Source organism: Paraburkholderia hospita (genome assembly GCF_002902965.1).
GTDB lineage: Bacteria > Pseudomonadota > Gammaproteobacteria > Burkholderiales > Burkholderiaceae > Paraburkholderia > Paraburkholderia hospita.
The window spans coordinates 1,624,084-1,638,546 of the sequence record NZ_CP026106.1 but is presented as its reverse complement, the minus strand read 5'-3'; the positions used below and the strand labels follow the sequence as shown (position 1 = coordinate 1,638,546).

The window sequence follows — 14,463 nt, the reverse complement described above, 5'->3', positions numbered from 1 at the left end:
GCCAGGCAAAAGAAAGCGGCTAACACCGCCAATTCTTGTTCTTGCCTGAGGGCCCCCAACCGGTCTTACGCTTCACACGGCGACGCCCCTGATTCACGTTCGTTGCCAACGCTTCGAATGAACGCCTCACCCGCTTCAACCACCCGCACAAGGGCAAGCGGCAGCGAATGGTATGTGCCGCCCAGGTGGCAAACTGTGTGTAGGTTGTCGCGTCGTATAGCTTGGCGCTCTTACGTGAAGGTACGCGTGCGCTATCGGTCCGAAGTGAGGCGTATGAGGCTCTACGGCCTACACACAGTTTGCCACCTGGGCGGCCGTTGAATATCTGGCACGGCATGGTGCGACGCGGACGCGTGAAGCGGGTGAGGCGCACTGCAAGAGCGTTGGCAACGAACATGGGTCACGTGATTGCCGTGTGAAGCGTAAGGCCCTTTGGGGGCCCTCAGGCAAACACAAGTGCTGGCGGTGTTAGCCGCTTTCTTTTGCCTACTTTTCTTTGCGGCGGCAAAGAAAAGTAGGTGCCGCCCCGCACAGGGGCAACGCTTGCAGACCAAAGACATAACGCGGATGCCAGCAAAAAAGCAAAAAAGCAAAAAAACCCGACCACCGTCGCAAACAAAAAAAGCAACCAATCGACAATCACACAGCCGTGCGGCCACGCACATCATTCTGCGCAATCTTCACGGCCCGCACGACGCGCAACGTTTGCGGCTTCACGGCCTCCGCGGCCAGCGGCAACTCAAGCTTCGGCACCAGCCGCCCCCCGATCCACGCGCGCAGCGCCTTCCACGCAATCAGTCCAATCACCCCATTCGAAACGATAAACAACCCAACCGCAAGCCACTCGACTTCACCCGTCGCCCCGCGCTCAACAATCCGCATGGCAAGCGTCGGCAGCGCGGCGGCAGCGAACGTGAACGCCCAGTACGACGGCGCAAACGGCTGACGGCGAATCCACGGCAGCAGCCGCAACATCAGCAGCGCCTGATACAGACCGTACCCAAGCAGCGCAAACGCAAACAGATCCGGCGCGCCGTGCGTAATGCTCATGTATGCAACACCGCCCACCACAGGCGGCGCAACCTGAATACCGAGCAGCGGGCGTTGCGCTTCGGGCAGCGGCGTGTGCACAGCGGCGCGATGCAAAATCAGTGATTCGATCGCGAGCCATGACAGCAACCCAGCCCCGAAGAACAACATGCCCATCTGTTGCCAACCAAACGTCGCCGACGCCGTCGCCGCGACAAAGCTCGGCGCGACGGCGGGCAGATAGATCGCGGGCGTCGTCAGTTCCGGGTCGCGTCCGCCCTGCCAGATGCGGCCTTGCAGATGCACGCCCACGGCGAGTTGCGCGACAGCCGCCACCGCGAACACGACGAGCCCAGCCGTGCGCGAATAGTTGGCAAGCGCAATCGACGCCAGCAGGCTCGCCGTCGACCCCAACCCGACAAACGACGATTGCAGCGGATGCTCCCACTCCGCCCTGGCTTGCGAGCGTTGCACGAACCACTTGCGCGCATACGCTGCGAGCACGATGACCCAGACGCCGAGCGCAACGAAGGTCAGCGTGTCGACGATCCCCGCCGGCAGGTGCCAGATGCGCGCCGCGACGCGCCACGCGTTCGCGAGCGCCAGTGAACCGACGGCAATACCAAAGAAGGAAGCGGGCATCACCGTATCGTTTGTCTTCGCTTGCATGTCACTCTCCTGTCCGATGCGCGTCGCCGACCGTACTGCATCCGATGCGCCAATGGAACGCACTTTAGAGGCGACGCACGAGCTCGCGAATGCCAGGCCGTCTCGTCAAGATGCTCGATCGGATCAATAGCCTTCGGGAATCACACTCGCCGCTTTCGATGAGCCGATCGGGCAGGAATGTGAGCCGCGCAAGCATGTGCCGGGAACGCGTTGATCCGTATGCTCGGCGCTCCTGTTTTCGCCATGGAGATTTCGTCAGACATGAATGTCGTCTCATCGACGCCCCGCCGATACGCGGCGTCCCTCGCCGCGGCCTTTGCATGCAGCGCAGCGCTCGCGGCCGCGCCCGCAGGGCCCGCTGCCATCTATCAGACGCAGTTGCAGCCGCTCGACGGCAAGCTCGAATCGCTCGACCGCTATCGCGGTCACGCCCTCGTCGTCAATTTCTGGGCGCCGTGGTGCGGGCCATGCCGCACCGAAGTGCCCGCCTTCGTCGCGATGCAGGACGCGTATCGCGGCAAGGCGCAATTCGTCGGCGTCGCACTCGACGAAGCGGCTGCCGTGCGTGCATTCGCGCACGACTATGGGATCAACTACCCGCTCTATCTCGCGGGCATGGGTGGCATCGCGATCATGCTTCGCGCAGGCGATACGCGCGGTGCGGTGCCGTTCACCGTCGTCTATGACGGCAACGGGCGCAAGGTCGGCACGATTACGGGGCTGGCGAGCCCCGAGAAGCTCGAAGCGTTGCTGGCGGCGGCAATCGCGACAAGCCCCGGCAATCAATGAGAACGTGTGCGGGCTAGTGCGACGCGCCGCTGTTGCTCGCCGCGCTGCAATCGAGAGGTTTCTGTGCTGACTGCAGTGCGGCCCGCACGCGCGACAGCGTTCGCGGCGAATCGACCAGCACGGCGTCCATATGCAGACACGCGGCTTCGCGATAGGTCGCCGCGTCATTCACGGCGAACGCGACCAGCCATGTATCGGCGGCGCCGCGAAAGCATTGCACCGATGCGGGCGTCCATGTGCGGGCGGCGAAAGTCGAGCGCCCTTCGCCGAGTGTGAAGCGCTCGATCAACTCCACCTTGCGGCCCAACTCGAAGCCTGCGCGCGTACCGGCCTGCGGCGCATCGCATTGCCCCGTCAGCGCGACGCCGAAGAGCCGCTGACGCGTCGCATCGCGCGACTCGAACACGCGCGCCTGCGGATACTGCGCGAATGCCGCCTGATAATCCGCTTCGGTCGAATAGATTGTGACGCGCGGCCACGCATCCAGCGCATCGAGCACGCGCGCGACGGCCGCCGCCTGGGGCGCAGCGGGCAACGCCTTCATGTCAAGCACGACGGGCACGTTGCGCGGGATGATCCGCAGCGCGTCTTCGAGCGTCGGTATGCCAACAGGCTTCGAGCGATACGGCCAGGCCCCCGGCGCATCCAGCGCCTCGAACTGCCAGCCCGCATTGACGCGCGCCAGCTCCGCCGCCGTCCGGCTCGCCACCGGGCCGCTTGCGTCCGTCAACGCCGACAGATCTTTCGGACGATACAACACAGGCACACCGTCCCGGCTCAACTGCACCGTGAGCCAGATGACGTCGGCATGATTCGCGAGCGCGCCTTCGATGGCGGCCAATGTGTTCTCGGGATAATCGGCCGTTCCGCCACGATGGGCGATCAGCGCCGGCAATGTGCGGGCGCTGTCAGCGTGAGGTGGCGCGACGGCGGAACCTGCCGTGCACGCTGAAAGTGCCGTGAGAATCGATAAGACAAACGCAAACCCCGGTATCCGCATTCGATGCATACGTGTCGTGTCATGAACGCTCGCGCCGTGCGCGGCAACGCGTCATGGTAGACGCGAACCCGACTCTACGCCTCGCGTACGCAAGCCTTTGTGACACTTATTGATCGAACGCATGGCGGCGCGTGGCCCGCGCATCGGAGCACGGACGCTACCGCTCACGCGGAATCGCGCGCAGCCGCTACCTGGATCAGCGCCTTCGCTTTGACGAGCGGTTCGACGAGCGACGCCTCCAGCCCATAGCCGTCGACGAGCGCGCCTGTCAGGTCGTCGATGGCGAGCCACGTGACGCGCGCTTCGTCTTCCCACACGAGCGCCTTAAGCGGCAGCAGCAGCCCCGCCAAAGGGTTCGCCTGCATCACGGGCGTGCCGCCCTTCGGGTTGCCGAACACGATCAGACGCGTCGGGCGCAGTGTCATGCCGACTTGCGCGGCGGCGTCGGCCTGATCGATATCGACGAAGATCGTCATGCCTTTGTCAGCGAGCAGGCCGCGCAGCCGCGCGACCGTGATCGAAAAGCCGTGCTCGCTCCTGAACGTCACAACCGACGCGGGACATTTCGCTGCGGCAGTCATCGCGGACTCCGGTGAAGGGACATCACCGCAGTGTAGTCATTGCGATGCAACAACAGAAGCGGAAGCTTGCTCGGCAAGCGCGCGGAAGTTCTCGGGCGTCGCGAAGCCGAGATACTGCGCCTGCATCTCGGGTGTCAGCACTTCGATCAACGTGCTGTTTTCGATCCATAGCTCGATCACGTCGAAGAAGTTGTTGCCGCGCGTGCAGCGCACGGCACGCCATCCTTCCCGCTCGCCAATTGCGATCACCTGCTCTGCCGACAGCGGCGACGCGACGGCCATATGAAAGCCGCTGTATTGTGCGCGCGTGTTCGTCATCGACGCGAGCGGCTCCTGCGTGTCGCCGGGCGTGAGCGTGAGGTTGCTCGGATAGGTCTCGATGATCGTGCCGCGGTCGTCGCCCGCCACCGCCATCCACGCGCCTTCGAAAGGAGAAAACGGCGCGGCGAAACCGCCCCACACTTCAGCAAGCGTGCGCGCAACGCGCTCGGGATTTTGCGTGGGAATGGACGCATGAAAGATCATCGAAACTCTCCAGTGACTCGTGACGTGACGGACGATGCTCAGGCGCAATCGCGCCTCACGTAGGGGCCTGCGCGTCGTGCGTTTTCGTTTTTCTTGTCACGCGCGGGGCATGGGCAAAGCAGCGACTTGCTGCATACGCCCAGCTTGCAGCGGCAATGCAGTGAGTAGTAGAACGGAAGCGATCTGCCGCGTTTGAAAACGAAGCAACGGTATAAGCATTCGATGCGCGAGCGTGCAGCATCGAACGCCATGCTAGAAGCGCGACGCGGTGCCACCAATCGGGAGTTTTACCAACAGCTTTCGATTCGTCCGACGAACCGGCTCAACGCGGCGTTGGGGATACGCATCTGTGAGCAAACCGCCCGCCATTGCAGCGGGCGGCATGTCTACGTTTTCAGCAGACTTTATACGGCCATGACGGTGACGGCCTTCGTCACGAGATAGGCTTCCATCGCTTCCGGTCCGCCTTCCGAGCCGTAGCCCGAATCCTTGACGCCGCCGAACGGCATTTCCGGCGTCGGCGTGGCGGGCTGGTTGATCCACAGCATGCCGACTTCGAGGTTCTGCGACAGCAGGTGCACGTTGCGGAACGACTTCGTGAACGCATAGCCCGCGAGACCGAACGGCAGACGGTTCGCTTCGGCGATGGCGTCTTCGAGTTTGTCGAAGCCGCGGATTGCGGCGATCGGGCCGAACGGCTCGTTGTTGAACACGTCGGCTTCGAGCGTCACGTCCGTCAGCACGGTCGGCGCGAAGAAGTTGCCTTCCGAGCCGATGCGCTCGCCGCCCGTCGCGACCGTCGCGCCCGTTGAGCGCGCGTTCTCGATGATGTTCGCCATCGCCGTCAGACGGCGCGCGTTCGCGAGCGGCCCGAGTTGCGTGCCTTCAGCGAGGCCGTCGCCGACCTTCAGGCTCTCTGCGTGCTTGACGAGCGCCGCGGCGAACTCTTCGCGGATGCTGTTGTGCACGAGGAAACGCGTCGGCGAGATGCACACCTGGCCCGCGTTACGGAACTTCGCACCGCCCGCTGCCTTGACGGCGAGCGCGACGTCTGCGTCTTCCGCGACGATCACGGGCGCGTGGCCGCCGAGTTCCATCGTCGCGCGCTTCATGTGCTGGCCGGCGAGCGCGGCGAGCTGCTTGCCGACGGGCGTCGAACCCGTGAACGTGACCTTGCGGATGACGGGATGCGGAATCAGGTAGCTCGAAATTTCGGCGGGATCGCCGAACACGAGGCCGACCGTGCCGGCGGGCACGCCTGCATCGACGAACGCTTGCAACAGTTGTGCGGGCGATGCGGGCGTCTCTTCAGGCGCCTTGACGAGGAACGAGCAGCCGCTTGCGAGCGCGGCGCTCAGCTTGCGCACCACCTGATTGACGGGGAAATTCCACGGCGTGAACGCGGCGACGGGGCCGATCGGCTCCTTGATGACGAGCGATTGCGCGTTCAGGTTACGCGACGGCACGACGCGGCCGTAGACACGGCGGCCTTCGTCCGCGAACCATTCGATGATGTCGGCGGCCGACAGCACTTCGACACGCGCTTCCGCGAACGGCTTGCCCTGCTCCTGCGTCATCAGGCGCGCGATGCTGTCGGCGCGCTCGCGTACGAAGCCGGCTGCCTTGCGCATGGTCGTCGCGCGCTCGTTGGCGGGCACCTTGCGCCACGCTTCGAAGCCCTTCTGCGCGGCTTCCAGCGCGCGGTCCAGATCGGCCTTGCCCGCGTGCGCGACCTTGCCGATCGGCTTGCCCGTCGCGGGATTGACGACGTCGAGGGTCTTGCCGCTGGCGGCGTCGCACCACTCGTTGTTGATCAACAGACGGGTATCGGTGTAGCTGCTGGATGTGACCATGCTGTGTTCCTGAGGATTTTTTGCGCGCTGCGCGCGCGGGCTGGAATTCTTCGAGGGAACGTTGATGTTAACTGATTGCTGGGAAGTATGCCGGGAGGTGGTGTTTTTTGTTTTTGTCTGCGACGCTGGGCTGGGTTTTGCCTTCGTGGGGCGGGCGGTTTGGTTTTCTGGGGTTTGCGCTGGCATCCGCGTTACGGTGTTTGACGTTCACGCGTCGCCCCTGTGCGGGGCGGCACCTACTTTTCTTTGCCGCCGTGTACAGACTGGAGACATAGCTGACAGGTGTACAGGGACATGACTGACACTTTCGGGTAATCAAACGCCCGGATTCCAACCATGCCCTGGGATGCAAAAGACACCATGAATCTCCGCGAAGACTTCGTGCGCGATGCCGTCACGCAGGCGGTGCCGTTCAGCGAGTTGTGCCGCAAATACAAGATCACCCGTCAGACGGGCTACAAGTGGCTTGGACGCCATAAGAGCGAAGGCGTCGACGGACTGGCCGACCGCTCCCGCCGCCCGCATCACAGCCCCACACGCTCACCGGAGCACATCGAAGCGCTGGTGCTGGACCTGCGCTGCCAGCACGGCTGGGGCGGACGCAAGATCGCACAGCGCCTGCGCGATCTGGGCCAGACCGAGGTGCCCGCGCCTGCCACCATCACCGAGATCCTGCGGCGCCACGGGCTGATCGACGAACACGCGTCGCGACAGCGCCAGCACTGGCAACGCTTCGAGCATGAGCATCCGAACTCGTTGTGGCAGATGGACTTCAAGGGCGACTTCCCGACCCTGGAGAGCGGGCGCTGCGCGCCGCTGACGGTCATCGACGATCACTCGCGCTACAACATCGTGCTGAGCGCCTGCTCGCGCACCACCACGCAGGTCGTGCAGGAAGCGCTCGAGCAGGCGTTCCGCTGCTACGGGCTACCCTCGCGTATCAACACCGACAACGGCGCGCCGTGGGGTTCGCCCAGCGCGCCGGGACAGCTCACCGAGCTCGCCGTCTGGCTGATCCGGCTGGGTATCCATGTGAGCTACAGCAGGCCGTATCACCCGCAGACCAATGGCAAGGACGAACGGTTTCACCGCTCGCTGAAGGCCGAAGTGCTGCAGCGGCACGCCTTCAACACGCACGAGCACGTGCAGCAGGCACTGGATCGCTGGCGGCAGGTGTACAACACCGAGCGTCCACACGAGGCACTCGGGATGGCCACGCCGATTACCCGCTACGCGTGCAGCCTGAGCAGGATGCCCGATCGCCTCCCGGAGCCCGAATACGAGTCCGGCGATGAAGTTTTACTGGTCAACTCAAGCGGCGTGGTGCGCTTCCGGGGCGAGAAACTGAAGCTCTCGATTGCGCTCAAGGGCTTGCATGTGGCAGCCCGCCCGAGCGAGGACGAAGACGGGGTGATCGAGTTCTGGTTCGCCCATCAGCGTGTCGAAAAACTTGACCTGAAGGAGCCCAAACCCTGACCATCATGTGTCAGCGATGTCCCTGTACATGTGTCAACGATGTCTCCAGTCTGTACACCGCCGCAAAGAAAAGTAGGCAAAAGAAAGCGGCTAACACCGCCAACACGTCTTCCTGCCTGAGGGCCCCCGAACGGTCTTACGCTTCACACGGCAATCACGTGATCCACGTTCGTTGCCAGCGCTCTTGCGCTGCGCCTCACCCGCTTCACGCACCCGCGTTGCAGCGTGCCGTGTCAGATATTCCACTGCCGCCCAGGTGGCAAACTGTGTGTAGGCCGTAGTACTCCAAACGCCTCACTTCGGACCGATAGCGCACGCGTTCCACCATGTAAGAGCGCCAAGCTATACGACCCGACAGCCTACACACAGTTTGCCGCCTGGGCGGCACATGCCATTCGCTGCCGCTCGCTCGTGTATGGGAATTCGAAGCGGGTGAGGCGTTTATTCGAAGCGTTGGCAACGCGCGCCAACAGAGATGTTGCCGTGTGAAGCATAAGACCGGTTGGGGGCCCTCAGGCAAACACAAGAACTGACGGTGTTAGCCGCTTTCTTTTGCCTACTTTTCTTTGCGGCGGCAAAGAAAAGTAGGTGCCGCCCCGCACAGGGGCAACGCGTGAACAGCAAACACCATAACGCGGATGCCAGCGAAAAGGCAAAAAAACCAAACCGGATGCCAGCGCAAAGCCATATCAAACCACCCAGCGTCGCAGACAAAAAAACACCCCACCTCATGCGTACTTAAAAACCCCTTGCGCACTAGCAATCAACACCTTGTGATCAACCCACGCCTCAGCGCGAGCAAAGAACACTGACCGTCCTTTACGTTCAAGAAACCCTTTACTAATGACCTTTTCCCCGAGCCCCTTGTCGAGATAGCTGATCGTCAGCGACAACGTAAACGCGTGAATCGGATCACCTTCACTAAAGAGCCCCGAATAGCCCGCGGCAGCGTCAAGGAGAGTAGCAATCGCACCACCTTGCAAGACGCGCTGACGGTTAAGCGTCTCCGGCCGAATCGGCATCGTAAACTCGGCATAACCGCTCTTCCATTCGGTCAATTCGACCGCGAGCGATTCGAGAAAGGGATTATCGAGAGGCGGTGGCTGCATAGGAGCTCCTGCGGCGGTTGAACCCTCATGCTAATCCAGCACCGCAAACCGCGACAAATCAAGCCGTCGCCGACACACTTTCACGCCGCTTTCGGCGGCCCAACCGAAGCCCGCATCGACACCGTCACGGGAAACTCGCGAAAGATATCCCACTTGGTCCCATAGCACTGGTTGATGAGCCAGCGCACCGCGTTCTGCGTGAGTTCAGCAGTCGGAATATGCACCGACGTCAAAGCAGGCGCGGAATAAGCCGCAGAATAATCATCGTCATAGCCGATCACAGACACATCGCCGGGCACCGAAATGCCCAACTGCTGAAACCGCGCAAGCGCACTGACGGCCATCGTATCGTTCGCACAAAAAAGCCCCGTAAACGGCACTTTCGATTCAAGCAACTGGCACGTCGCCGCATATCCGCCTTCCGGCGAAAAGTCCGATTCGATCAACGGCACCGACTCACGCGCAATGCCGTGACGCGCGAGTTCGTCGAAGAAACCTTCAAGCCGCTCGATATTGTCCGATGCCGTATACGGCCCCGAGATCACGGCGATCTTACGATGCCCATGCTCCAGCAGCGTCGCCGCCGCAATTTCACCACCGCGCCGATGATCGGCGCAAAACGACGCATCCGGCAACGCATCGAACGCGCGGTTGAGAAAGACCATCTTCGGGTGCATCTGGTGCAACTGATCGAGGTCTTCATCGTGCAGGTCGTGACTGATCACGACGACGCCATCGCAATCGCGTCCGATCAGAAACTGCACGGCTTCGAGCGCCTGCTCACGCGGTGTCGACTCGCCGCAACCCGTCGCTACCACCACGTGCCGGTGCACCGAGCGCAGTTCCAGATCGGTCTGCTTGAGAATCGTGCCGTAATACGAGCCGAAGAAAGTCGGCACGAAAAGGCCAATGATGCCCAGCTGCTGCGTGGCCATCGCACGGCCTATCGACGAAGGCCGGAAGTTGAGTTCGGCGATCGCGGCCTGCACGCGTGCAGCCGCCTCGGCCGATACGGGTCCTTTGCCGGAAATGGCGCGCGAGGCTGTCGAGAGCCCCACGCCCGCCAGCTCCGCTACATCTTTTAGGGTCGCCACGGTGTCTCCGTCCGCTTGTAGTGTTGCGCCTGCCGCTCAGAGGCGCGCCCCGCCCGCCTCGTCGAACAGCGATATATGTGCGCCATCGATCGCGAACGCCACTGAATCGCCAACGGCGACGGGCGTTTTCTCCTGATCGATCGACGCTATCTGAGTGCCATGATAATCGAGCCAGATAACCCGGTGGTTGCCCATTGGTTCGATAAGCGACACTTGCCCGCGCTGATTCGAGTCCGCGCCGATCCGCACGCGCACGTCCTCGGGCCGCACGCCAAGCACGCACGGCTTGCCGTAGTCGGGCTGCGCGGCGAACGCGTAGGGCGACACGTCGAGATCGAGCTTCGCGCCCGTAAAGCGCACGCCGTCACCCTGAGCATGCAGCGTGCCGTTCAGCAGGTTCATCGCCGGCGAGCCGAGAAAGGTCGCGACAAACAGGTTCGCAGGGCGCGCATACACCTCGGCGGGTGTGCCGAACTGCTGGATCACGCCGCTCTTCATCACGGCCATGCGCGTGGCGAGCGTCATCGCTTCGACCTGGTCGTGCGTCACGTAAATCATCGTGGCGCCAAGGCGCTGATGCAATTGCTTGAGTTCGCGACGCAATTCCGTGCGCAGCTTCGCGTCGAGATTCGATAGCGGCTCGTCGAACAGAAACACGTCGGCTTCGCGCACGATCGCACGTCCGATCGCGACGCGCTGCCGCTGTCCGCCCGACAGCTGCGACGGCTTGCGCTTGAGCAGGGGCCCAAGTTGCAGCATGTCCGACGCGCGCGCCACGCGCCGCTCAATCTCCGCCTTCGGTGTGCCGTTGATGCGCAGCGCAAACGACAGATTGCGCTCGACGCTCATCGTCGGATACAGCGCATACGACTGAAACACGAGCGCGATGCGCCGGTCTTTCGGATCGGCCCACGTCATGTCCTCGCCGCCGATCTCGATACTGCCTTGCGTCACGTCGATCAAACCGGCAATGCTGTGCAGCAGCGTCGACTTGCCGCAACCCGACGGTCCGAGCAGCACGACGAATTCCCCTGCGCGCACGTCGAGATCGAGCGCGTCGATCACCGTGTTCGCGCCGAGCTGAATCTTCAGGTCGCGGACCGCGACGTTTGCAACGTTCGCGTTCGCGATGTTCGGTACGGTAGCCATATTCGTCCCTTCAACCCTTCACTGCGCCGGACGCGATGCCGCGCACGAACCAGCGGCCCGAAATGAAATACACGGCGAGCGGCACGACGGAAGTCAGGATCGTCGCCGCCATGTTGACGTTGTAGATCTTCTCGCCTGTCGTCGTGTTGATGATGTTGTTCAGCTGCACCGTCATCGGCAGGTTGCGCGTGCCCGCGAAGACGAGGCCGAGCAGGTAGTCGTTCCAGATGTTCGTCACCTGCAGGATCATCGCGACGACGATGATGGGCAGCGACATCGGCAGCATCAGTTGAAAGAAGATGCGCCAGAAACCGCCGCCGTCGATACGCGCGGCCTTGAACAGTTCCAGCGGAATGCCCGCGTAGTAGTTGCGGAACAGCAGCGTCATCACGGGCATGCCGAAGATCGTGTGAATGATCACGATGCCGGGGAGCGAACTGAACAGATGCACGCTCGCGAGCACACGCACCATCGGGTAGATCATCACCTGATACGGAATGAACGCGCCGAGCAGCAACACGGCGAAGAACAGGCCCGCGCCGCGCGGCCGCCAGAACGACAGCGCATAGCCGTTGATCGCGCCGATCACGATCGAGAACACTGTGCTCGGCACGACGATGCGCACCGAGTTCCAGAAGCCCACGCGGATGCCGTTGCAATCGAGTCCCGTGCACGCCGACTGCCATGCATCGCTCCATGGTTGCAGCGTAAGGTGCGCCGGCAGCGCGAGCAGATTGCCCAGGCGGATTTCGTCCATCGGCTTCACCGACGTTACGAGCATCACGTACAGCGGCAACAGGAAGAACAGCGCTGCGATAATCAGAAAGCCATAGATGCCGAGCCGCGACGGAGAAAAGCGCTTCTTGCGCGCGTGACGTTGGCGCGGCTGGCGTGACGAATGAGCGGAAGGTTCAAGCGTCGTGCTCATCACACCTCCTTGCGCGACGCGCTTCGGCTGCGGGCATACAGGAACGGCGCAAGAATCGCGAGCACCGTCGCGAGCAGCACGATCGACGCGGCCGACGCGAGCCCGATATTCGCACGCCCGAACAGATAGTCCATGATGAACTTCGCAGGTACTTCGCTCGCAGTGCCGGGACCGCCCTGCGTCATCGCAACGACAGCATCGAACAGCTTCACCACGGCGACGAACAGCAGCACGAACGCGGTCGAGATCGACGGGCCGAGCATCGGAATAACGATGCTCATGTAGACGCGCCAGCGCGGAATGCCGTCGATGCGCGCAGCCTTCCACAACTCGTCGTCGATACCGCGCAAGCCCGCCAGCATCACGGCCATCACGAGGCCCGACGCCTGCCAGACGGTCGCGATCACGATCGTATAGATCACGAAGTCCTGATCGACGATCCAGTCGAAGCGCGCATGCGTGAAGCCCATCTTGTGCAGCAGCGACTGCGCGCCAAGCTCGGGGTTGAGGATCCATTGCCACACCAGACCCGTCGCGACGAACGACATCGCGTACGGATACAGGAACACCGTGCGCAACACGCCTTCCGCCATCACGCGCTGGTCGATGAAGATCGCGAGCAGCATGCCGATCACGATGCACGCGACGATGAAGAACACGCCATAAATCGCGATATGCTGCAGCGACACGAGCCAGCGGTCGTTATGAAACAGCCGCACGTATTGCGTGAAGCCGACGAAATCGTTCGATGGAAACGTGCGCGAGTTGCTGAGCGACACGCGCGCCGTCCACAGCATCGTGCCGAGATACGCGAAGACGACCGTGACTACCATCGGAATCAGCGCGATCCACGCGGCGAGCGACCAGCGCTTCTTCAACGGCCGCCCGCGCGTCTTCGCGACGGGCCGCCGGTTCGCTGTCATCTCGGGCAAGGCATGCGACTTGAGCGTGCCCATCGCGCGTCAGCCCTTCAGTGCGCTGGCAAAGGCCTTTTGTGCATCGTCGACCGACTGGTTCTTGTTCCAGAAGTTCGTGATGACGTCCGTCAACGCGCCCTGCATGTCAGGCGACAGGAGCATTTCCGGGTTCGGCAACTGGCGCGACTTGTCCTTCATGATCGCAATGCCCTCCTTCGCGCAGATGTCGAGCTGATTCACGTCGACGTCGGGCCGGATCGGGATCGAGCCTTTCTTCGCGCTGAACGCGACCTGCGCCTGCGGCGAGGTCATCACCGTCGCGAGCAGATTCTGCGCCTTGATCGCTGTCGCGTTATCCGTCTTCGGGAATACGAACACATCGCCCGCCACCAAATACGGCGAACGCGGACCAAAACCGGGGAAGCAGCCGAAGTCCTTGCCGGGCGCCTGCTTCGCCGCCGAAAATTCGCCCTTCGCCCAGTCGCCCATGATCTGCACGCCCGCCTTGCCGGAGATCACGAGCGCCGTCGCGTCGTTCCAGTTGCGGCCCGGCGAGCCGGCATCGACGTAATCATGCAGCTTCTTGAACGACGCGAGCACCTTCTTGAACGCATCCGATTTCACCGCGTTCTGGTCGCGGTCGCGATACACCTTCAGATACAGATCGGGTCCGCCGACATCGGCAAAGACGGCATCGAACGTGATCTTCTCCTGCCACGGCTGGCCGCCCAGCGCGAGCGGTATCACGCCCGCCTTTTTCAGCTTGTCGAGATCGCCCACGAATTCATCGAAGCTCTTCGGGTCGCCCGCAATGCCCGCTTTCGCAAACACCGGCTTCGAATAGAAGAACCACGCGGGCATGTGGATATCGACGGGCGCCGCGTAGTAATGGCCGTTGACCTTGATGCTGTCGAGTATCGATTGCGGGAAGATGGCTGCCCAGTTCTCCTTCGTGGCGACGGCATCGACGTTGTTGAGCAGGCCCTGATCGATCAGGTCATGAAACTGCTTCGACGTGTTGAACTGCGCAGCCGTGGGCGGATCGCCGCCGACAATGCGGTTGATCGCGGTCGCACGCGCCTGGTCCGCACCCGCCACGGCGTTGTCGACCCATTGGCCGCCTGCCTGGTTGTACGCGTCGGCGAACTGCCGGATCGCCGCCGATTCGCCGCCCGACGTCCACCAGTGAATCACATTCGCCTTCAACGGCTCCGCTTGCGCGATGACGCCCGTGATGGCCAATGCAAGTGCGATACCGCTTTTCAACGCCCACTGTTTTCTGCTGTTCATTCCGTCTCCTTCAGGCTCGAGGCCCGATTTATCAGGTCGACTGCGTATCAGCTT

The 14,463-nt window shown here is 62.6% G+C and carries 13 protein-coding genes; 2 read left to right on the top strand and 11 right to left on the bottom strand.

Annotation, left to right across the window (positions count from 1 at the left end; genetic code table 11):
• Window positions 1-639 precede the first annotated feature (639 nt).
• Window positions 640-1,698, bottom strand: a complete 1,059-nt coding sequence (gene tehA, locus C2L64_RS25675; protein WP_086908743.1) for a dicarboxylate transporter/tellurite-resistance protein TehA — start codon at window positions 1,696-1,698, stop codon at window positions 640-642.
• A gap of 261 nt (window positions 1,699-1,959) precedes the next feature.
• Between tehA and C2L64_RS25670 the strand changes: the two genes are divergently transcribed.
• Window positions 1,960-2,487, top strand: a complete 528-nt coding sequence (locus C2L64_RS25670) for a TlpA family protein disulfide reductase (protein ID WP_007584066.1) — start codon at window positions 1,960-1,962, stop codon at window positions 2,485-2,487.
• A 13-nt stretch (window positions 2,488-2,500) separates the two neighbouring features.
• On the opposite strand, the gene C2L64_RS25665 is transcribed toward C2L64_RS25670, so the two are convergent.
• The 4 genes from C2L64_RS25665 to C2L64_RS25645 all read right to left on the bottom strand — a co-directional run bounded on the left by C2L64_RS25665 (window position 2,501) and on the right by C2L64_RS25645 (window position 6,446).
• Window positions 2,501-3,487, bottom strand: a complete 987-nt coding sequence (locus C2L64_RS25665) for a glycerophosphodiester phosphodiesterase family protein (protein ID WP_007584065.1) — start codon at window positions 3,485-3,487, stop codon at window positions 2,501-2,503.
• Between the two features lie 164 nt (window positions 3,488-3,651).
• Window positions 3,652-4,068: a DUF302 domain-containing protein gene (locus tag C2L64_RS25660; RefSeq protein ID WP_007584063.1), complete on the bottom strand. Its 417-nt coding sequence runs from the start codon at window positions 4,066-4,068 to the stop codon at window positions 3,652-3,654.
• Between the two features lie 36 nt (window positions 4,069-4,104).
• Window positions 4,105-4,593, bottom strand: coding sequence for a hypothetical protein (locus tag C2L64_RS25655; RefSeq protein WP_007584061.1), 489 nt, complete (start codon window positions 4,591-4,593; stop codon window positions 4,105-4,107).
• Window positions 4,594-4,997: 404 nt separating this feature from the next.
• The gene (locus C2L64_RS25645; protein WP_007584059.1) at window positions 4,998-6,446 is read right to left on the bottom strand and encodes an NAD-dependent succinate-semialdehyde dehydrogenase; all 1,449 of its coding nucleotides are present in this window, start codon (window positions 6,444-6,446) and stop codon (window positions 4,998-5,000) included.
• Between the two features lie 336 nt (window positions 6,447-6,782).
• Between C2L64_RS25645 and C2L64_RS25640 the strand changes: the two genes are divergently transcribed.
• Window positions 6,783-7,922, top strand: coding sequence for an IS481 family transposase (locus C2L64_RS25640; protein WP_103153691.1), 1,140 nt, complete (start codon window positions 6,783-6,785; stop codon window positions 7,920-7,922).
• A 728-nt stretch (window positions 7,923-8,650) separates the two neighbouring features.
• Here the strand turns inward: C2L64_RS25640 and C2L64_RS25635 are convergent.
• The 6 genes from C2L64_RS25635 to C2L64_RS25610 form a co-directional block, all read right to left on the bottom strand.
• On the bottom strand, window positions 8,651-9,031 hold the full coding sequence (locus C2L64_RS25635; protein WP_007744521.1) for a PaaI family thioesterase: 381 nt from the start codon (window positions 9,029-9,031) through the stop codon (window positions 8,651-8,653).
• An 80-nt stretch (window positions 9,032-9,111) separates the two neighbouring features.
• Window positions 9,112-10,125 carry a LacI family DNA-binding transcriptional regulator gene (locus tag C2L64_RS25630; RefSeq protein ID WP_007744518.1) on the bottom strand — a complete coding sequence of 338 codons (1,014 nt, stop codon included), beginning with the start codon at window positions 10,123-10,125 and terminating at the stop codon, window positions 9,112-9,114.
• Window positions 10,126-10,161: 36 nt separating this feature from the next.
• A complete protein-coding gene (locus tag C2L64_RS25625) occupies window positions 10,162-11,274 on the bottom strand; it encodes an ABC transporter ATP-binding protein (RefSeq protein WP_009771649.1) in 1,113 nt (370 codons plus the stop codon).
• A 10-nt stretch (window positions 11,275-11,284) separates the two neighbouring features.
• The gene (locus C2L64_RS25620) at window positions 11,285-12,202 is read right to left on the bottom strand and encodes a carbohydrate ABC transporter permease (protein WP_009771648.1); all 918 of its coding nucleotides are present in this window, start codon (window positions 12,200-12,202) and stop codon (window positions 11,285-11,287) included.
• A complete protein-coding gene (locus tag C2L64_RS25615) occupies window positions 12,202-13,158 on the bottom strand; it encodes a carbohydrate ABC transporter permease (protein ID WP_009771647.1) in 957 nt (318 codons plus the stop codon). Before C2L64_RS25615 ends, C2L64_RS25620 begins: the two co-directional genes overlap by 1 nt.
• Window positions 13,159-13,164: 6 nt before the next feature.
• Window positions 13,165-14,409, bottom strand: a complete 1,245-nt coding sequence (locus C2L64_RS25610; RefSeq protein ID WP_009771646.1) for an ABC transporter substrate-binding protein — start codon at window positions 14,407-14,409, stop codon at window positions 13,165-13,167.
• Between the last annotated feature and the right edge of the window lie 54 nt (window positions 14,410-14,463).